A 19,497-nucleotide genomic window follows, 5' to 3' on the forward strand; every position below is an offset into this window, starting at 1 on the left:
TCAGCGCAGCCACTCGTCGAGGTGCTCGGCCACGAACGCGTCGTCGGTCAGCCACGGGTAGGCCGCGGCGACCCTGGTCAGCTCCTCGGCCTGGCCGGGCGACAGGCCCTCCGCCGGGTCGAGGCACCAGGTCCCGGCCAGCAGCCCCTGGCGGCGCAGCACCTCGTGCACCCCGGCGATGCAGCCGCGGAAGGCGTGGGCGGTGTCGAAGACGGCCGAGTTGGCGTCGGTCAGGGCGCTCGCCCGGCGGGCCCACAGCGCGGGGTTCCGCTCCAGGTCGGCGACCAGGTCCACGGCCGCCTTGGTCCAGACCGCCCACTGGCCGAGCAGCCCGCCGGCGAAGCGCAGCCCGCCCGGGAGGTCGGCGAGCAGGTCGGCGATGATGTGGTCGTCGTTGCCGGTGTACAGGGCGACCTGGCCGGCGCGGCCGGAGGCGGCGACGCCGTGGGCCACGTCGAGGGAGCGGTAGCGGTCGAAGGCGGCCACCTTGATCGCCACCGTCGAGGGCTGGGCGGCGAGGTCCCGCCAGAACGCGCGGGACAGTTCGGGGCCGCCGATCGCGGTCTGCAGGTAGAAGCCGACCACCGGCAGCACCTCGCCCACCGCGGCGGCGCGGGCCAGCAGGTCGGCCTCCGACGCGCCGGGCACCACGGGGGACAGCAGCACCGCGTGGTAGCCCAGCGACGCGGCCAGCTCGGCCTCCGCGACCGCCTGCGCCACCGGCCCGCAGGCCCCCGCGATCAGCACCGGCCCGGCAGCGGACCGGCCCTCGCCGCCGGCTTCGGCGGGCCGCGCCTCGCGCCCGGCCTCGGTGCTCCGGGCCTCGCCGGTGGGCCGGGTTTCGCGGGCGACGTCGGCGGCGAGCCGGAGCACCGGCTCCAGCAGCCCGGCCTGGCGGATCTCGAACTGCGTGGTGTGCACCCCCACGGCCAGTCCGCCCGCCCCCGCGGCCAGGTAGTAGCGGGTCAGCGCCGCCTGCCGCCGCTCGTCGAAGGCCCGCTCGGCGGTGAGCGCCAGCGGGTGCGCCGGGATGACCGTCCCGGCCCTGAGCACGTCCAGCATCAGAACCTCCCGTCCCTGACCGCGAACTTGGTCGGCTTGCCCGAGGTGGGCAGCCCGGCGGCCAGCCAGGCCGCCTGCCAGTCGAGCAGCGTGCCGAGCGGCACGTCCGGGTAGCCGTAGCGCCGGTGGCACTCGGTGGCGTCGTTGAGCAGCGCGGTCTCGGCCTCGGCGCCGACGCAGGCCGCCTCGACGCCGAAGCGCTCGCCGAAGGCCGCGGCCAGCCGGCGCACCGAGGCGGTCTCCGGGCCGGTCAGGTTGAGCACGAACGGCGTCCCCGCGGTGGCGTCGGCCAGCGAGCGCAACGCCACCTCGTTGGCATACCCCTGCCACACCACGTTGACCTGCCCGGTCGTCACGTCCACCGGCGCTCCGTCCAGCACGCTCCGCCCGATGTCGGTCAGCACGCCGTACCGCAGGTCCACCGCGTAGTTCAGGCGCAGGATCGACACCCGGGCGCCCTGCGCGGCGGCGTGCTCGAAGACGCGCTCGCGGCCGAGGCAGCTCATCGCGTACTCGCCGACCGGCCCGACGGGGTCGCTCTCCACCGAGCCGGTGCGCGAGAGCGGGTAGACGTTGCCGGTGGAGAAGGCGGCGATCCGGGCCGTGCCGTACCGCTCGGCCACCCGCGCGGGCAGCGCCGCGTTCACGATCCACGCCAGGTACGGCGAAGCCGACGTCCCGAACTTGGCCCCCACCATGAAGACCACGTCGGCGGCCTCCGGCAGCTCGCGCAGGTCGCCGTTGAGCAGGTCGGCCGGCACGATCTCCACGCCGTGCGCGGCCAGCTCGGCGGCGGCGGTGGCGTCGGACCAGCGGGAGACGGCCAGCACGCGGTCCCCGCCGCGCCCGGCGGCGTCCAGGCCGCGCCGCGCGAGCCGGCACAGCGTCGGCCCCATCTTGCCGCCCGCGCCCAGCACGGCCAGGTCGCCGGAGCCGGTCGCGAGCGAGGCGACCAGCGCCTCCGACGGCCGGGTCAGGCGTTCTTCCAGTTCCTCGACAGAAGCGAACATCAGCCCTTGATTCCTGACATGGTGACTCCTTCGGTGAAGTAGCGCTGGCCGACCAGGTAGGCGGCGAAGATCGGCACGAAGGCCACGGTCGCCCCGGCCAGCACCACGCTGAGCGGCACGTTCTCCTGGTGCAGCGAGGCGATGCCGACGGTGAGGGTGCGCATGTCGGCGCTGCCGCCGACGATGAGCGGCCACAGCAGGTCGTTCCAGTGCCACAGGAAGACGAAGACGCCCAGCGTGGCCAGGATCGGCTTGCACAGCGGCAGCACGATGCGGGTGAAGATGCGCCACTCCGAGGCGCCGTCCAGCCGCGCGGCCTCGAACAGCTCGTCCGGCAGGCCCATGATGAACTGCCGCATCAGGAAGACCGCCTGGGCGTTGGCCAGCGTCGGCAGGATCAGGCCCCAGTAGGTGTCGACGCCGCCCAGCTCGGCGATGAGCACGAAGGTCGGGATCAGCGTGACGTGGTAGGGGACCATCACCATGGCCAGGAACGACCAGAAGATCGGCTCGCGGCCGGGGAAGCGCTTCTTGGCGAAGGCGTAGCCGGCCAGCGAGGCCAGCAGCAGCACGGCCACGACGCTGACCACCGAGTAGATCAGCGTGTTCACCGTCCACTTGAGCAGGTCGCGCCCGGCCAGCACCTCGCCGTAGGCGGCGAAGTCCACCGGCCAGGGCAGCATGCTCTCCGGGAAGGTGACCGCCGCGCCCGGCTTCAGGGAGAGCACGACCATCGCGTAGAACGGGAAGAGCGTCACCGGGGTGGCGACCGCCAGCAGCGCGATCCGGGCGATCTTGCCGCCGCGGGTGGGCTCCAGCGCGCGGTACGGCCGAGGCTTCACTTGGTCCTCCCGATCACCAGGCGCTGGATCAGCGCGACCACGAGGGTCATGACGAACAGCGCGACGCCGATGGCGCTGGCGTAGCCGAAGTCGAAGTTCTTGAACGCCTGCTCGTACAGGGCCATCACCAGGGTGTAGCTGCCGTGCGCGGGGCCGCCGCCGGTCATCACGTAGACCAGGTCGAAGACCTGGAAGGAGTTCGTGGTCTCGATCACCGCGACGAAGAACAACGCCGGGCGGAGCTGCGGGGCGACGATGTGGCGGAAACGCTGCCAGGTGGAGGCGCCGTCGGTGAGCGCGGCCTCCTCCAGCTCGCGCGGCAGGTCCTGCAGCCGGGCCAGGATGATCAGCATGCCGTACCCGAACCTCGACCAGACCGAGACCAGCACCAGCGCGGGCAGCACCAGCGTCGGCGAGGCCAGCCAGGACACGCCGGTCAGCTTGGTGATCGGGCCCTCGGAGGAGAACAGCCAGGTGAAGACGGTTCCGGCCAGCACCAGGCTGGTGACGACCGGCAGGAAGAACACCGAGCGGAAGAAGCGCACGCCGCGGAAGGAGCGGCGCACCAGCAACGCCATGCCCACCGAGGCGGCGATCGAGGCCGGCACGTAGAGCACGGTGTAGATCAGCGTGATCCGCAGCGACTCCCAGAAGACCGGGTCGGCCGCCATCCGCCGGTAGTTGTCCAGGCCGGTCCAGGACGGGGTGTCGCCGATCCCGAACTCGAAGAAGCCGAGCAGCACCCCCGCGATCGACGGGCCGAAGCGGAAGGCCAGGAAGAGCAGGAGGCACGGCAGGACGAACAGCAGTCCGGTCCGCGCCTCCCAGCGAAGCGGAACCCTCATCGGCCCAGCAGCGCGTCGGCGGCGGCGGTCGCGTCGGCCAGCGCCTGCTCCGGCGTCTTCTTGCCGATCAGCGCGGCCTGGATCTCCGGCGCGAGCACGCCCATGACGTCACGGGCCTTCTCGTGCAGGGGTCCGGCGGTGGTCAGGTCGAGGGTCTGCTCGACGGCCGACTGCACCGGGTCTGCGGCGTACAGGGCGCCGGTCGACTTGCGGGGCGAGAAGTAGTTCGAGGCCAGGTTGAAGGCCTTGCTCGGGGCCGCGCCGGTCGCGAAGCCGATCCACTTGCCGGCCGCCTCCTTGACGTCGGAGCCCTTCAGCAGCGACAGCGAGCCGACCGTGCCGTAGGCGACCTGCTTGGCGCCGGTCAGCGGCGGCTGGACCTTGACGTTCTCCTTGCCCCAGAAGGACTCGACGTCGCCGGGCAACTGCTGCCAGGTGCAGGCCACCTTGTTCTGCGCGGTGCGGGTCTGCTCGAACTTGGGCAGGCCGGTGAGCAGGTCCTTCTCCACGAAGCCGCCGTCGGCGAGCTGCTTGAGCAGCGTCAGCGCCTTGACGCCCTCGGGCCCGCCGAAGGCGACCGACTTGCCGTCGGGGGCGAAGACGTCGCCCCCGGCCTGCCACAGCAGCGGGTAGAACGACTGGTTCAGGGTGGCGGCCGGGTCGGCCCAGTAGTTGGTGACGTCGATGTCCTTGGCCTTGAAGGCGGGGGCCAGCTTCATCAGGTCGTCCCAGGTCTTGGGGAACTCGGTGACGCCGGCGGCGTCGAACGCCTTCTGGTTGCAGACCAGCGGGTTGGACGACATCAGGATCGGCGCGCCGAGCACCTTGCCGTCCATGGTGACCGACTTCAGGGCGTTGTCCCGGTAGTCGCCCTTGTCGGTCAGGTAGCCGTCGACCGGCTCCAGCGTCTTGGCGTACTTGGGGAGCTGGTCGGGGATCAGGTAAACCACGTCGGGCGCCTTGTTGCCGGCGATCGCGGTGGCCAGGGCCTCGTCCCGCTTGGCCCACGGGTAGATCTCCACCTTGACGTCGATCGCCGGGTTGGCGGCCTCGAACGCCTTGGCCTGCTCGTCCCAGAAGGCCTGGTGCTTGGCCTGGTCGGCGATGACGGGATAGATCCACATCGTCACGGTCTGCTTCTCGCCCGCGGCGTCGCCTCCGCCGGACGAACAGGCGGCCAGGGTGGAGGACAGGGACGCGGTGGCCAGCGCGGCGGCGGCCAGGGCACGGATGCGCATGGGGGTTTCCTCTCAGGACGCGGGCACGGTGACGACCGTGCCGCTGTGGCGGGCCCGCTCGGCGGCGAAGACCGCGAGGTGGCTGTGGAGCGACTCGGTGTGGTCCGAGCGCACGTGGGTGCGGTCGCCGGTGGCCAGCGCGGAGACGAAGGCGTCCATCACGCCGTCGTCCCCGCCGCCGTGGCCGTCCCCGGCGTTCGAGCCGGAGTTCCCGGTGGTGTGCCTGGTGGTACGGCTGTCGCGGAAGTCGAGCACCTCGACCGACTCCCCGTCGCCGGCCAGGCGGCCGTGCGTGCCGAAGATCCTGGTCTGCCGGTGGGTCTGTTCGGTGAAGGCGGTCATGGTGAAGGTGGCGGTGGCCCCGCCGGTCAGCTCCATCGCCAGCACTTGGTGGTCGACCACGTCGTTGTCGCAGTCGTAGACGCACCTGCCGTACGGTCCGGTGCGGAGCGACTCCATGACCTGCGCTTCGGTGGAGCCGAGCAGGCTGGTGGGCCAGTCGTAGCCGCGGCCGAGGTAGAGGCGGGGCGCCGAGTAGGGGCAGCTCGGCTCGATCGGGCAGTCCAGGCAACGATCGGCGGCCTCGGCCGGCCGCCGCTCGGGCCGGAAGTGGCCGAGCGAGCCGAAGCTGGAGACCCGCTCGATCCGCAGGCCGGTCACGTAGGCCAGCCAGTCGAGGTCGTGGCTGGACTTGGCCAGCAGCATCGGGCTGGCCAGGTCCTCCCGCCGCCAGGGGCCGCGCACGTAGGAGTGCGCGTGGTGCCACCAGCCGACCGGCTCCAGGTGCTCGACGCTCATGATCGCACCGAGCACGCCGCTGTCGACGACCTGCTTCACCAGGGCGGTGTAGGGGGTGTAGCGCAGCACGTGGCAGACGGCGAAGAGCACGCCGGTCTCGGAGACCGCCTCGACGATGCGGCGGCACTCCTCCTCGGTGGGCGCCAGCGGCTTCTCCATCAGCAGCGCGTAGCCCGCCCGGGCCAGCGCGATCGCCGGTTCGACGTGGAGCCGGTCCTGGGTGGACAGGACGACCGCGTCGGCGACGCGCTCCTCCAGCAGCTCCCGCCAGTCGCCGAACTCCCGCACGCCCGGCCCGGCCAGCTTGGCGCGGCGGGCGGGGTCGGGGTCGGCCACCGCGGTCAGGGTGGCGCGCTCGGGGTGGCGGGCGATCCAGGAGGCGTAGGTCTGCCCCCGGTTGCCCGCTCCCGCGACTGCCAGCGTGACTGTGCGCAACTAGATCACCAGATTTCCTGAAGTGAGGACCTTGGGGCCGTCGGCGGGCAGCTCCCGCGTCACGCCCTCCTCGACGTTGGCGGTGTGCTGCACGACCTCGAACGCCTTGATCGTCAGCTTGCCGCCGGCGAACTGGCTGCCCGTGGCCAGCCAGCGGTTGCGGCCGGACTCCAGCAGCGCCTGCGAGCCCGACGTCCGGCCCCGGTAGCCGTTGAGCTCCCAGGACACCAGGCCGGTCGCGTCCGCCCTGGACAGCAGGGCGCCCTCGGCGCCGACCTCGGTGCCGCCGTCGAGACGGACCCGCTGGTCGGCCTTGCCCGCCGCGCGCAGCCCGAGCCCGTTGACCGTGCAGCCGGTCAGCGCGAGGGCACCGGCGAAGGTGAGCGGGGCGGCGTTCTGCGCGGCGTTGAAGGTCACGGCGGTGCAGCGCACGTCGGCGCCGTTGATGGTGTTGCCGTCCAGGCCGTGGAAGACCGAGCGGCTGATGTGCACCGGGCTGGTGACGTTGGCCTGCACGATCTCGCTCTTGGCGGGCATCGTGAAGGTGCAGCCGTCGATCAGGTTGGGCCGGCCGGACAGCTTGGAGGCCTGCGAGACGATCAGCGTGTGGCTGGCCGAGCAGCCGCGCATCTGCAGGCCGTCGGCGTTGACCCAGATCATGCCCGAGCCGCTGAGCGACGGCTTGCCGATGACCTGGACGTCCTCCAGGGTCAGGTCGGTGACCTTGACCCGGGCCACGAACCACGAGCAGACGTGCTTGCGCACGGTGATGCGCTTGGCCGCCGAGCCCCAGGCCGCGCCGGAGTTGGCGAAGGTCATCAGGCCGGAGTTGCCGGTGTAGACCAGGTCGTGCTCGTACTGGCCGTGGGTGACGAAGGGGCCCTGGTCGTCGCCGTCGCCGTGGCAGTTGTCCACGTAGCAGTAGGCGCTGGCGGTCCAGTCGTTCAGGTGCCTGGAGTTGGCCACGTGGCAGTCGGCGACGTGGCCGTAGAGGCAGTAGATCTGCTGGGTCAGATAACCGGCTCCGCCCCAGGTGACGCTGGCCGGGTTCTTCAGCGTGCACCGGTCGGTGCGGAAGTGGGTGGCCCAGCGGCGCATGATGACCGGCCAGAAGCTGCCTTCCGCGTGGATGTCGGCCACGTCGCAGTGCACGGCGTACTCGTAGGCCAGCGGGTGCGAGCCGGTGTACTGGTCGCCGGGCACGACGCCCTTGAAGCGCAGGTTGCGCACGTGCACGCGGGCCACCGGCTCGACCAGCGTCCAGGTGATGGCCCGCCCGGCCTTGAGCTCCCAGCCGTTCTTGTAGTTGACCCGGATCTGCGTCGGGCTGACGATCTGGGTGACCTCGACGAGCTTCTGCAGCTCGCGCTCCCAGCGGCCGGTGGCCTGGTTGACCTCGGCGGCCCACCACTGGCCGACCTTGAACCGGGCCGAGTCGCCGACCTCGAAGACGTCCGACAGGTCGGGCATGACCTGGGTGAGGGTGTGCGTGTGCTTGGTGTCGGTGACCTTGCCGCGGAAGAAGAGCACGGCGGCGAACGGGTCGTCGGCGCCGGCCTTCTCGATGCCTTCGGTGCTCATCAGGTGGCCGCCGAAGTCGAGGACCAGGTCGGAGCGGGTGAAGGTGTGGCGGCGGACGAAGTTCAGGTCGGTGTGGGCCTCGATGCGGGAGACCGCCGGGTCGCCGACCATGGCGTCGAGCGCGTCGTCGGCGGGGGTCTTGGCGTCGAAGAGGCCGAAGGTCCGGAAGTCGAGCGTGCCGTCGTGGAGTTGCCGCCAGCGGCCCTTCGCCGCGCCGCCCAGGACGGTGCCGCCGTTGGCCGGGGCGGTGGCGGCGGCGTCCCAGCGCACGAGCATGCCGCCGCCGTCGCCGGGGGAGTGGTAGCCGGCGACCTGGACGAGGGTGCCGTCCTCCAGTTTGGCGGCCTCGAAGGCGAGCAGCTCGGCGACGGTGCCGACGGCCTGGACCTCGTCCTTCGGCTTCTTCACCGGGTCGGCGAGCGCGGGCTTGGCCAGCAGGGCGGTGCCGACGGCGGCCAGGCCGGAGACACGCAGGATGTCACGACGTTCCATGGGGGTTCCTTTGGGGGGATGTCAGACCGTGAGGGTGCGGGCGACCAGAACACGCGGTCCGGGTTGCGGTAAAGCGCGCTCGACGCGCTCTTCGACGTTGCCGCTGTGCAGCAGCGCGGAGGCGGCGCTCAGCACGAGCCGGCCGCCGGTGAAGGAGCTGCCGGTGGCCACGTAGCGGTTGTCGCCGGTGGTGAGGTCGAGGTGGGCGCCCTCGGTGGTGCTGCGGCAACCGGCCAGCTCCCACGAGGTGCGGCCCGGGCCCTCGGCGCGGGTGAGCGTGGCGTCCTCGAGCTCGACGCCCTGCAGCCGCAGCGACTGGTCGCGGACCGCGCTCAGCTTGACCCGCACCCCGTCGATCCGGCCGCCGGTGACGACCGTGCGGGCGCTGCCCAGGGTGAGGTCCGTGCCGGACAGGGTGCAGCCGGTGAAGGTCAGCGGGCCGGAGCCGCGCAGGGTTGCGCCGTCCAGGCCGGTGAAGACGCACTCCTTGAAGTGCACCGGGTTGCTGACCGGGGTCTGCACGACGACCTGGTCCTTGGGCAGGTCGAAGGCGCAGCCCTCGATCACGTTGGGGCGGCCGGAGCGGTTGGAGCGCTGGCCGATGGCGAAGGTCTTCGCGGTGCAGCCGCGCATCTGGACGCCGTCCGCGTTGACCTGGAGCGTTCCGGCCGGGTCGAAGGTCGAGCGGGGGATGACCCGCACGTCCTCCAGGGTCAGGTCGGTGATCTTGGTGATCGCGACGAACCAGGAGCACAGGTGCTTGCGGACGGTGATCCGCTTGGCGCTGGTGCCCCACAGCGCGCCGGAGTTGGCCAGGTCCATCAGGCCGGAGTTGCCGGTGAAGACCAGGTCGTGCTCGTACTGGCCGTGCGTGGTGAAGGGGTTGCCGCCCTCGTCGTCGCCGTCGCCGTGGCAGTTCTCGACCGTGCAGTAGGCGCTGGCGGTGAAGTCGTTGAGGTGGCGGACGTTGGAGGTGGTGCAGTCGGCGACGTGGCCGTAGAGGCAGTAGATCTGCTGGGTGAGGTAGCCGGCTCCGCCGTACATGACGGTGGGCGGGTTCTTCAGGCTGCAGCGGCGGGTGGTGAAGTGGGTGTTCCAGCGGCGCATGATCACCGGCCAGAACGAGCCGGTGGCGTGGATGTCGGAGGCGTCGCAGTGCACGGCGTACTCGTAGGCCAGCGGGTGCGAGCCGGTGTACTGGTCGCCCGCGGGCACGCCGGTGAAGCGCAGGTTGCGCACGTGCACGCGCTCGACCGGGTGGACCCTGGTCCAGGTGAGCGTGCGGCCGGGCGCCAGGTCCCAGCCGTTCTTGTAGCCGACGCGGATGTGGGTCGCGTCGACGATCTGGGTGACCTGGACCAGCCGTTGCACTTCGCGCTCGTACTTCCCGGCCAGCGGGTCGACCTCGACGGTCCACCACTGGCCGACCTGGAACCTGCTCGAATCCGCCTCGAAGATATCGGACATATCCGGCATGGGAGCGGTCAGGGTGGTGGTGAGCGTGGTGTCGGTCCGCTCGCCCTGGAAGAAGAGCACCGCGCCGAACGGGTTGTCGTGCGCGTTCTTCTCGATGCCCTCGGTGCTCACCAGGTGGCCGCCGAAGTCGAGCTCCAGGCCGGAGCGGCGGAAGGTGTGCCGCCGGACGAAGTTCAGGTCGCTGTGGGCCTCGATACGGGCGACCGCGGGGTCGTTGACCATGGCGTCGAGCGCGTCGTCGGCGGGGGTGTCGGCGTTGAAGATGCCGAATGTCCGGAAATCCAGGCATCCGTCGTGCAACTGGTGCCAGCGGCCCTTCCGGGAGCCGCCCAGGACGGTGCCGCCGTTGGCCGGGGCGGTGGAAGCCGCGTCCCAGCGCACCAGCATCCCGCCCCCGTCGCCCGGGGCGTGGTAGCCGGCGACACGGACGAGCGTGCCGTCGGCGAGTTTGGAGGCATCGAGCGCGAGCAGGCGCGCGACGCCGGCCACCTGTTTCATGGGGTTCTGGCCTTCGGATCAAGGGGGTCCATGCCGGGCGACACGCAGGGAAGGCGTGCAGGCGGCGGTGCTGCTGGCCAGAACTTCCGGCGCCGGGGCTGCGGCGCGACGGGAGCCAGAGAATTCGCCCGAAACGATTGGCGAGGACGCTAAACAAGCGCCGGGGGGTCTGTCAAGCGCCGAGTTCCCGGGAGATGCGCTCGGCGGCGGTCCTGACCTGGCTGCCGAGCTCCTGGTAGCGCCAGGCCGGCAGGTCACGCTTGAGCGAGGTGATGCTGATCGCGCCGACGCAGGCGCCGGTGTGGTCGCGCAACGCGCTGCCGATGCAGAAGACGCCGTCGGCGTCCTCCTCGTCGTCGACCGCGTAGCCCAGCTCGCGCACGGTCCGCAGGTGCGCCAGCAGCACGGGCAGCTCGGTGATCGTGTGCCCGGTGCGGTACGGCAGGCCGATCCGGCCGACCAGCTCGGCGACCTCGGCGTCGTCCATCTCGGCCAGCAGCGCCTTGCCCAGCCCGGTGCAGTGCGGCAGTTCCCGGGTGCCCATCCGCAGGTCGACCTGGATGCGCTCGCCGTTGCTGACCTGGTCGACCACGACCGCCTGGCCGTTGTCCGGCACGGCCAGCCGGGAGTTCATCCCGGTCAGCCGGGTCAGCTCGACCAGCGCGGGCCGGGCCACGTCGCGCAGGCTGAGCTGGTCCTGGGCGCGGGCGCCGAGCCTGGCCAGGCCCATGCCGAGCCGGTAGCGCCGGTTCATGCCCTCGCCGTCGTCGGCGACCAGCCCGTACTGGCGCAGCGTGTACAGGGTGGCGAAGGCGGCGCTCTTGCTCAGTCCGCAGGCGGCGGCGAGGTCGGTCACGCTCATGCCCTCGTGCCCGTGGCTGCGCGCCAGGGCCTCCAGCACTTCGGCGGCACGGGCCACGCTCCGCACCCAATAACGCGAATCCTCAGCAGGGGTGTTCGTCACAGCCGAACAGCTTAGCCGCTGTCCCCGTTGACACGCAGCCTCATGGCTGTTTATCGTCCTCCACATCTGTTCGGTAAGACCAAACAGTGTTCGGTGTTTTTCGAAACGCGGCGGAAGAGCAGCGCTCGCCGGACCGGGCTGGGCCCGGCGTGCGCACCCGAGGAGAGATCTTGAACCAGCGTGTCCTTTCCGAACGCGCCAGCCGGGTCATCCCCGGCGGCGTGAACAGCGGGCAGCGCAACGTCCCCGGCCTGAGCGAGCTCGTCATCGCCGAGGCCGCGGGCGCCCGCTTCCGCGACCAGGACGGCCGGGAGTACGTCGACTACCACGCCGCCTTCGGCCCGCCCCTGCTCGGCCACAACGACCCCGACGTCAGCGCCGCGGTCGCCGAGGCCGGCCGTACCCTCGACCTGTGCGGCGTCGGCGTCACCAGCGGCGAGATCGAGCTGGCGGAGACGCTCGCCGAGCTGGTGCCCGGCATCGAGAAGGTGCTGCTCACCAGCACCGGCAGCGAGGCCACCTTCCACGCCCTGCGGGTGGCCCGCGCCGCCACCGGCCGCCGCCTGGTGGTCAAGTTCCAGGGCTGCTACCACGGCTGGCACGACGCGGTCAGCCTCAACGTGATCTCCGCGCCCGACCGGGTGGGCGGCCACGACCCGATCTCCACCGGCATCCTGCCCGAGGTGCTCGACGCCACCCTCGTGCTGCCCTTCAACGACGTCGAGGCGCTGCGCCGCGCCTTCGCCGAGCACGGCGCCGACATCGCCGCGGTCATCGTCGAGCCGGTGCCGCACAACGTCGGCGCGCTCCTGCCCGAGCAGCCCTTCCTGGAGGCGCTGCGCGCCGAGTGCACCCGCGCCGGCAGCGTCCTGGTCTTCGACGAGGTCATCACCGGCTTCCGCCACCACCTCGGCGGCTGGCAGGCGATCTCCGGCGTCACGCCCGACCTGACCACCCTGGGCAAGGCCATCGCCAACGGCTACCCGGTGGGTGCGCTCGGAGGCCGCGCCGACCTGATGGACCTGTTCAGCTCCCGGCCCGGCGGACCCGCCTTCTTCGCCGGCACCTACAACGGCCACCCCGCCGTCGTGGCCGCCGCCCTCGCCACCTTGCGCAAGCTGCGCACCGAGCCCGTGCACGAGCACGTCTTCCGCCTCGGCGAGCGCATCCGCACCGGCCTGGGCGAGGTGTTCGGCTCGCTCGGCATCCCCGCGCTGGTCACCGGCTATGGTTCGGTCTTCGTCGAGTACTTCCTGACCGGACCCGCCCGCACCTACGACGACCTGCTGCGCAATGATGCCACCATGTTCATCGGCTACCGGCGCCGGCTGCTCGACCACGGCATCTTCGAGCTGCCGCTCAACCTCAAGCGCAGTCACGTGTCCTACGCGCACACCGACGCCGACGTCGACCACCTGCTGGAGTCGGCCGCCGTCGCGGCCCGCGCGCAGCTCGCCGCCGGCGGCGAGCTCGACCTGACCGGCGCCAGCACCATGGGCGGGGCGGCCGGCTGATGCTCACCATCGACAAGAGCCGGCCCACCGGCCCGGCCGGGCGGATCAGCCGGGTCGAGACCCTCACCCTCGGGACCGCCTGGCGGGACTTCTCCTACGTCCGCATCTGGACCGACGAGGGCCTGTCCGGCGTCGGCGAGATCACCCATCCCTACCGTGGCCGCGAGACCTGCTCGCTGGCCGAGGCGATGGCCGAACGCCACCTGCTGGGCGCCGACCCGTTCGACGTCGAGGAGATCTGGCTGCGCATGTACCAGGGCGACTTCCTGCGCGGCGGCGACGTCGGCGGGATCGTCGTGTCCGGCGTGGACCAGGCGCTCTACGACCTCATGGGCAAGGCACTCGGCGTGCCCGCCTACCGGCTGACCGGGGGCGCCTGCCGCAGCGAGGTCCGGGTCTACGCCAACGGCTGGTACACCGGCGAGCGCGACCCCGCCACCTTCGCCGAGAAGGCCCGCGAGGCGCTGGCCCGCGGGTACACCGCGCTGAAGTTCGACCCCTTCGGTGCCGGACTCGGCACCCTGTCGCGGGCCGAGCTGCGCCGCTCGATCGACATCGTCGCCGCCGTGCGCGAGGCCGCGCCCGAGGCCGACCTGTTCGTCGAGGGCCACGCCCGCTTCGCCATGCCCACCGCGATGCGGCTGGTGCACGAGCTGGAGCCGTTCGACCTCGGCTGGTTCGAGGAGCCGCTGCCCTGGACGCACATCGAGCGCTACGCCGAGCTCCGGCAGCGCGCCACGATGCCCATCTCCGGCGGCGAGCACTTCCACAACCGCTACGAGTACGCCCGGCTCTTCGCCACCGGCGCGGTCGACATCATCCAGCCCGACCTGTCCATGGCCGGGGGCTTCACCGAGGTCAGGAAGCTCGCCGCCCAGGCCGACGTGCACGCCATGCTGGTCGCGCCGCACAACTCCAACTCGCCGGTCTGCACCACCGTCTCGGTGCACGCCGTCCTGGGCCTGCCGAACTTCCACATCCTGGAGACCTTCGACGGCATGGTGGACGCGCACGTGCACGACGCGGTGCGCGGCGCGCTGCCGATCGTGGACGGCCACATCGGCCTGCCCACCGCGCCCGGGCTCGGCATCGAACTGGTCGACGAGGTCTTCGAGGAGCACCCGCCCTCGCACCGCTTCTGGAACATGTTCGCCGAAGGCTGGGAAAAGCGTGACCGTTAGGCCGGAAAAATGATCATCGACGTCCACTCGCACCTGTTCTCCTGCCCCTCGCACGTCGGCGACCCGTTCGCCGCCGAGTCGGCCCGCGCGCACGGCGGTCACGTGGACCTGACCGTGCGGTGGGAGGAGTACGCGGCCAGCAGCCCCGCCGACACCCGCACCATCGTGGTCGGCGGGAAGGCGCGCAGGTCAGGTCTCTGGGTGGACGACGCGGAGGTGGCCCGCTACGTCGCGGGCCACCCCGCCCGGCTGATCGGCTACCTCGCCCTCGACCCCACCCAGCCCGGCTGGCAGGACGAGCTGGAGCACGGCCACCAGGACCTCGGGCTGCGCGGCATCAAGCTCATGCCGATGTACGCCGGGTTCGACCCCGCCGACCCGGCCTACGAGTTCCTGTACGGCTACGCCGAGCGGCACGGCCTGCCGCTGCTCGTGCACACCGGCACCACCTTCGTCTCGGCCGCCCCGCTGCGTTACGCCCTGCCGGTGCACCTGGACGAGGTGGCCATCCGCCACCCCTCGCTCCGCATGGTGCTCGCCCACCTCGGCCACCCCTACGAGGGGGAGTGCATCGCGGTCATCCGCAAGCACCGGCACGTCTACGCCGACGTCTCGGCCCTGCACTACCGGCCCTTCCAGCTCTGGCACAGCCTCCGCCTGGCGCAGGACTACGGCGTCTGGGGCAAGCTGCTGTTCGGCAGCGACTACCCCTTCACCACCGTGGACGCCTCCGTCGAGGGCCTGCGCGCGGTCGGCGCCGTCCCCGGCATCCCCGGCCTGCCGCCCCTGGACCGCGACGAGATCGAGAAGCTCATCCACCGCCCGTCCCTCGACCTGCTGGGCCTGTCATGACCGGCCTCCCCGGCGGCCTCGAGGGTGAGCTGGCCGTCGTGACCGGCGCCGCCCGCGGCCTGGGCCGGGCCATCGCCGACCTCCTGCGTGACTCCGGCGCCCGGGTCGTCTCCGTGGACCTGCCCGGCACCCTCCCCGAGGACGACCCGGCCGCCTACGGCTTCGACCTGGCCGACACCGAAGCCCTCCCCGGCCTGATCGACACCGTCCGCGCCGAGCACGGCCCCGTCTCGATCCTGGTCAACAACGCCGGCGTGGCCGCCCTCCAGCACTTCAACGAGATCACCGTCGCCGACTGGCGGCGGGTCATGCGCGTCAACTGCGACGCGCCCTTCTTCCTCGCCCAGCGCGCCGCCGAGCACATGATCGCCGACCGGATCCCCGGCCGGATCGTGATGATCTCCTCCAAGAACGGCCTCATGGCCGAGGCCGGTCTGGCCCACTACAACGCCTCCAAGGGCGCCCTCGAACTCGTCACCAAGTCGCTGGCCGCCGAGCTCGGCCCGCACGGCATCACCGTCAACGCGGTCGCCCCGGGCATGATCGCCACGCCGATCGACGGCGACTTCCCCTTCGACCGCGAGGCCTTCGAGGCCGCCTGGACCGCGCGCATCCCGCTGCGCGGCGGCTACGGCACCCCCGCCGACGTCGCCGCGGCCGTCCTCTACCTGGTCTCGCCGCAGGCCCGCTACGTCACCGGCTCCACCCTGGTGGTCGACGGCGGCGTCCTCGCCGACCAGATGCCCCGGCTGCGCTTCATGCCGCCCTACCGCAACACCGTCCGCTGACGGGGTACGGCAGGCGGCCGATCAGCCGGCCGAGCAGGTGAAGATGGCCGTCCCCGGAAGGTGGCGCCCGCGCAACGGGCTCCACCCTCCCCAGACGCCGTCGTGCCCCTCCGGCCACTCCGGCTCGACCAGGCCGTCGACCCGCAGCCCGGAGGCGACGATCAGCGAGATCCAGTCGCCCAGCGTCCGGTGGTGCTCGACGTACGTGACCACCGCCCCCGAGCGCTCGACGTACGGGGTCCGGTCGAAGTAGGACCGGTCAGAGGTCAGGCCACGAGGCCCGGGATCGTCCGGGAAGGCCCACCGGATCGGATGGCTGACCGAGAAGACGAACCGGCCGCCGGGCCGCAGCACGCGCCGGACCTCGGTGAGCACGGCGAGCGGATCGGCGACGAACGGCAGGGCGCCGTAGGCCGAGCAGGCCAGGTCGAACGCGCCGGAGGCGAAGGGCAGCACCTCGGCGTCGGCTTGCACGACCGGCACGTGCAGCCCGGTCTCCAGGTCGAGCCGCTGGGAGTGGCGGAGCTGGCGGTGGGAGATGTCGAAGGCGGCGACCCGGGCGCCCTGGCCGGCCAGCCAGCGGGCGCACTGGGCGGCGCCGCAGCCGAGCTCCAGGACGGCCCGGCCCGAGACCGGGCCGAGGAGCTGGGCGGCGGCCTCGTCGAGGCCCTCGGGACCCCAGACGAAGCGGGCGTCGCCGAGGAAGGAGCCGTGTTCGAGCTGGTAGTCGTCGGCGTTGCCGTCCCACCAGTGCCGGTTGGCCGCGCTGGACGCGCCCGAGCCGGGCGCGTCCGGGGTGGAGCCGCGCACCTAGCGCATCTTGGGGCCGCGCGGCATCCGCGTGCCCTTGGGCATCGGGCCCTTGGGCATGGGGAGGTTCTTCGGCAGCGAGCGCAGCCGGTCCTTGACCTCGTTGACCGCGGGCTTCTTGAGGTTGCGCGGCAGCTTCATGATCTGCCGCTGCAGCTTGGCGATGGGCACCTGGCCCTCGTCGTCACCGCACTGGATGTCGTAGATCTCCACGCCGAGCACGACGCGCGCCACGCGCTTCTTCTCGGCGGCCAGCATCTTGCCGACGCGGTTCTTCGGGCCCTCGGAGACGAGGATGACGCCCGGGAAGCCGACGACCATGTGGATGAGGTCCTGGTCGCGGTTGACCGCGATGGCCGGGGTGACCTGCCAGTTGCCGCGCATGCCCTGCAGCACGGCCGCCGCGGCGCCGGTCTGGCCGTGGAGGATGGAGTATTGCGCCTTCTGGGCCAGTTGCCCGAAGACGATGAGGCCGACCAGCACGGCCAGCATGAGGCCGAGGAAGACGGCATACCAGACGAAGCCCAGCAGCACACCCACCACGACGACCACCGCCAGGGTGGCCACCGCCGAAAGGAAGACGATGGGCATGCCCTTGGGGTTGGCCTGCTGGATGATTTGCGCGATCATGCGGAGCTGCTTGATGCGCCCCGGCTTCTCGTCGGACGTCGCCATGTTGTCCAGGATATCGAGAAAGCGGGCCCACTCCTGCATCGGAGTGGACCCGCTTTGTGGCAGTAAATCCTGCTAGACGGTGAGGGAGGCGGTCAGGGGGCGGTCGGCGTAGCTACGCCCGGCGGTCACGGTGTACTCGCCGGGAACGGCCCGCCACGCGGAGCCGTCCCACTCCTGCACCGCCCGCTCGGGCAGGAAGACCGTCGTCACCACGCTCTCCCCGGGCCCGGCCTCGACCACGTCGAATCCGGCCAGCCTGGGGTCGCCGCCGGGCGCGGCGAGGTAGACCTGGACCACCTCGCGGCCCCGGCGCGAGCCGGTGTTGGTCACCGAGACCGTGACGGAACCGTTGCCCGCGTCGATCGCGTCGTAGGACCACGACGTGTAGCCGAGGCCGTGCCCGAACCAGAAGGCGGGCGGCACGGCGTGCCGGGCCCAGGCGCGGTAACCGATGTACTCGCCCTCCTCGTACGGCACCGCCCCGTCGACCGGCGTGACGTCCACGACCGGGCAGTCGGCCAGCCGTACCGGCCACGTCGTGGGCAGCCGCCCGCCGGGCTCGGCCTCGCCGTACAGCACGTCGGCCAGGGCCCCGCCGGCCTCCTGACCGGGGAACCAGGTGAGCAGGACGGCGGCGACCTCGTCCAGCCACGGCATCTCGACCGGCGAGCCGGCGTTGACGACGACGACCGTGCGCGGGTTGGCGCGGGCGACGGCGGAGATGAGCTCGTCCTGGCGGCCGGGCAGAGCCAGGCTCTTGCGGTCGAAGCCCTCGCTCTCCACCTCCAGCGTGGTGGAGGCGACCACGACGGCCACGTCGCTGGCGGCGGCGAGCTCGGCGGCCTCGGCCAGCAGCTCGTCCTCGCCGAGCGTGGGGTTGGCGTGCCCGAGCACGAACATGATCAGGACCATGCCGTTGAAGCTGGCCACCGAGTGCTGGCGCAGGGTGACCTCGACGCGCTGTCCCTCGGCGAGGGTGACCGGGAAGCGCTTCTCGGGCGCGTGCAGGAAGGCCACGGCCGGGTCGTCGCCGGCGGGTGCGATGGTGTCGTCGAAGACGGTCGTGCCGTCGACGGTCAGCGTGAAGCGGCCGACGCCGGAGATGGCGAACTGGTGCTCGCCGGCCACCTCGGCGGTGCAGGTGGCGCGGATCTCGACCGCGGCCAGCCGCTCCACGTCCACGTCGGCGGGGGCCTGGCCGACCCAGCGGGCCTCGGAGTTGGGCAGCTCGTGCTCGGCGAGCAGCTCGCCGCCGGCGTCGAGGAAGAGCGCACGGGCGGGCTCGGCGATCGGGGCCAGCTTGAGCCGCGGGTCGGTGCCCAGCGCGTAGCGCACCTCGGCTCCGCCGTACTCGCGCAGCCCGTCGAGCGGGGAGACGACGCGGTCGGGGAAGACCTGCGCGCTGCCGCCGCCCATGATCCGGGCCTCGGCGGCGGCCGAGCCGATGAGCGCCAGCGTGCGCACGCCGGTCAGCGGGAGCAGGTCGCCGGAGTTCTTGAGCAGGGTGAAGGAACGGGCCGCGACCTCGCGGGCCAGGGCTATGCCGTCGATCTCCGCCTGCTCGGCGCGCTCGGCACCGCCCAGGGCGCCGGTGCGGTGGGCCAGGCGCAGGATCCGGCGGACCTTGTCGTCCACGGCCGACTCGGGCACGCGGCCCTCGCGGACGGCCGCCTCCAGCTTCTCGCCCCAGGGGCCGTGCGGGCCGGGCATCGCCACGTCGGTGCCGCCGAGCGCGGTCGCCTCGGTGCTGCGCACCGCGGTCCAGTCGGACACGACGCAGCCGTCGAAGCCCCACTCGTCCTTGAGCACGCCGTTGACCAGGTCGGAGTGCTCGGTCATGGTCGTGCCGTTGACCGAGTTGTAGGCCGACATCAGACCCCACGCGCCGGCCTGCACGACCCGCTCGAACGGCCGCAGGTAGACCTCGCGCAGCACCTTGTCGGTCACCTTCACGTTCACCGTGAAGCGGTCGGTCTCGAAGTCGTTGGCCACGAAGTGCTTGGGGGTGGTGGCGACGCCGCCGTCCTGCACGCCCTCGACGTAGGCCGCGCCGATCTCGCCGGTCAGGTGCACGTCCTCGGAGTAGCACTCGAAGTGGCGCCCGCCGAGCGGGCTGCGGTGCAGGTTGATCGTCGGCGCCAGCAGCACGTGCACGCCCTTACGGCGCGCCTCCTGGGCCAGCAGCCGGCCGACCTGCCGGACCAGGTCGAGGTCCCACGTGGCGGCCAGCGCGGTGGGGGAGGGCAGCGCGATCGACGGGTCGGCCGAGCTCCACTGCTCGCCGCGCACGCCGATCGGGCCGTCGCTCATGACCAGGCGGTCCAGGCCGATCTCGGGGAGGGGGGTGAGCGACCACATGTCCGCGCCGGTGAGCAGGCGGATCTTGGTCGGCAGGTCCAGCTTGTTGATCAATGCGTCGAAGTCCACGTCGGTAGT

General features: G+C 71.9%; 16 protein-coding genes. 4 read left to right on the plus strand and 12 right to left on the minus strand.

What is annotated here, in order from left to right:
- The 9 genes from ACIBG7_RS08990 to ACIBG7_RS09030 all read right to left on the minus strand — a co-directional run bounded on the left by ACIBG7_RS08990 (nucleotide 1) and on the right by ACIBG7_RS09030 (nucleotide 11,196).
- A complete protein-coding gene (locus tag ACIBG7_RS08990; RefSeq protein ID WP_397335711.1) occupies nucleotides 1-1,062 on the minus strand; it encodes a dihydrodipicolinate synthase family protein in 1,062 nt (353 codons plus the stop codon).
- Nucleotides 1,062-2,072: an NAD-dependent epimerase/dehydratase family protein gene (locus ACIBG7_RS08995; RefSeq protein WP_397335712.1), complete on the minus strand. Its 1,011-nt coding sequence runs from the start codon at nucleotides 2,070-2,072 to the stop codon at nucleotides 1,062-1,064. The genes ACIBG7_RS08990 and ACIBG7_RS08995 overlap by 1 nt, the downstream gene beginning before the upstream one ends.
- Nucleotides 2,072-2,914: a carbohydrate ABC transporter permease gene (locus ACIBG7_RS09000; RefSeq protein WP_357931799.1), complete on the minus strand. Its 843-nt coding sequence runs from the start codon at nucleotides 2,912-2,914 to the stop codon at nucleotides 2,072-2,074. The genes ACIBG7_RS08995 and ACIBG7_RS09000 overlap by 1 nt, the downstream gene beginning before the upstream one ends.
- The gene (locus ACIBG7_RS09005; RefSeq protein WP_357931797.1) at nucleotides 2,911-3,759 is read right to left on the minus strand and encodes a sugar ABC transporter permease; all 849 of its coding nucleotides are present in this window, start codon (nucleotides 3,757-3,759) and stop codon (nucleotides 2,911-2,913) included. Before ACIBG7_RS09005 ends, ACIBG7_RS09000 begins: the two co-directional genes overlap by 4 nt.
- Complete coding sequence (locus ACIBG7_RS09010; protein WP_397335713.1) at nucleotides 3,756-4,997, minus strand: ABC transporter substrate-binding protein; 1,242 nt, start codon at nucleotides 4,995-4,997, stop codon at nucleotides 3,756-3,758. Before ACIBG7_RS09010 ends, ACIBG7_RS09005 begins: the two co-directional genes overlap by 4 nt.
- 12 nt (nucleotides 4,998-5,009) lie before the next feature.
- The gene (locus ACIBG7_RS09015) at nucleotides 5,010-6,230 is read right to left on the minus strand and encodes a Gfo/Idh/MocA family oxidoreductase (RefSeq protein WP_357931792.1); all 1,221 of its coding nucleotides are present in this window, start codon (nucleotides 6,228-6,230) and stop codon (nucleotides 5,010-5,012) included.
- Nucleotides 6,231-8,303, minus strand: a complete 2,073-nt coding sequence (locus tag ACIBG7_RS09020) for a hypothetical protein (RefSeq protein WP_397335714.1) — start codon at nucleotides 8,301-8,303, stop codon at nucleotides 6,231-6,233.
- A 21-nt stretch (nucleotides 8,304-8,324) separates the two neighbouring features.
- Nucleotides 8,325-10,277, minus strand: a complete 1,953-nt coding sequence (locus ACIBG7_RS09025) for a hypothetical protein (RefSeq protein WP_357931786.1) — start codon at nucleotides 10,275-10,277, stop codon at nucleotides 8,325-8,327.
- A 172-nt stretch (nucleotides 10,278-10,449) separates the two neighbouring features.
- Nucleotides 10,450-11,196 carry an IclR family transcriptional regulator gene (locus ACIBG7_RS09030; RefSeq protein ID WP_357931783.1) on the minus strand — a complete coding sequence of 249 codons (747 nt, stop codon included), beginning with the start codon at nucleotides 11,194-11,196 and terminating at the stop codon, nucleotides 10,450-10,452.
- A gap of 215 nt (nucleotides 11,197-11,411) precedes the next feature.
- Between ACIBG7_RS09030 and ACIBG7_RS09035 the strand changes: the two genes are divergently transcribed.
- From ACIBG7_RS09035 to ACIBG7_RS09050, 4 genes are read left to right on the plus strand one after another with little or no spacing between them, the layout of a single operon-like run.
- Nucleotides 11,412-12,755: an aspartate aminotransferase family protein gene (locus tag ACIBG7_RS09035; protein WP_357931781.1), complete on the plus strand. Its 1,344-nt coding sequence runs from the start codon at nucleotides 11,412-11,414 to the stop codon at nucleotides 12,753-12,755.
- The gene (locus tag ACIBG7_RS09040) at nucleotides 12,755-13,936 is read left to right on the plus strand and encodes a mandelate racemase/muconate lactonizing enzyme family protein (protein ID WP_397335715.1); all 1,182 of its coding nucleotides are present in this window, start codon (nucleotides 12,755-12,757) and stop codon (nucleotides 13,934-13,936) included. The genes ACIBG7_RS09035 and ACIBG7_RS09040 overlap by 1 nt, the downstream gene beginning before the upstream one ends.
- 9 nt (nucleotides 13,937-13,945) lie before the next feature.
- Nucleotides 13,946-14,788 (plus strand): amidohydrolase family protein, encoded by an 843-nt coding sequence (locus ACIBG7_RS09045; protein ID WP_357931776.1) that lies wholly within the window; start codon nucleotides 13,946-13,948, stop codon nucleotides 14,786-14,788.
- Entirely contained in the window at nucleotides 14,785-15,576 is a 792-nt protein-coding gene (locus ACIBG7_RS09050) for an SDR family NAD(P)-dependent oxidoreductase (RefSeq protein ID WP_357931773.1), read from the plus strand. Before ACIBG7_RS09045 ends, ACIBG7_RS09050 begins: the two co-directional genes overlap by 4 nt.
- 21 nt (nucleotides 15,577-15,597) lie before the next feature.
- On the opposite strand, the gene ACIBG7_RS09055 is transcribed toward ACIBG7_RS09050, so the two are convergent.
- From ACIBG7_RS09055 to ACIBG7_RS09065, 3 genes are all read right to left on the minus strand, one after another.
- Nucleotides 15,598-16,386: a class I SAM-dependent methyltransferase gene (locus ACIBG7_RS09055; RefSeq protein WP_357931770.1), complete on the minus strand. Its 789-nt coding sequence runs from the start codon at nucleotides 16,384-16,386 to the stop codon at nucleotides 15,598-15,600.
- Nucleotides 16,387-17,061, minus strand: a complete 675-nt coding sequence (locus tag ACIBG7_RS09060) for a DUF4191 domain-containing protein (RefSeq protein ID WP_357931767.1) — start codon at nucleotides 17,059-17,061, stop codon at nucleotides 16,387-16,389.
- Nucleotides 17,062-17,133: 72 nt separating this feature from the next.
- Nucleotides 17,134-19,488: a beta-glucosidase gene (locus ACIBG7_RS09065; RefSeq protein ID WP_397335716.1), complete on the minus strand. Its 2,355-nt coding sequence runs from the start codon at nucleotides 19,486-19,488 to the stop codon at nucleotides 17,134-17,136.
- Nucleotides 19,489-19,497: the final 9 nt, after the last annotated feature.

The sequence above is a fragment of the Nonomuraea sp. NPDC050328 genome, assembly GCF_044459405.1.
GTDB lineage: Bacteria > Actinomycetota > Actinomycetes > Streptosporangiales > Streptosporangiaceae > Nonomuraea.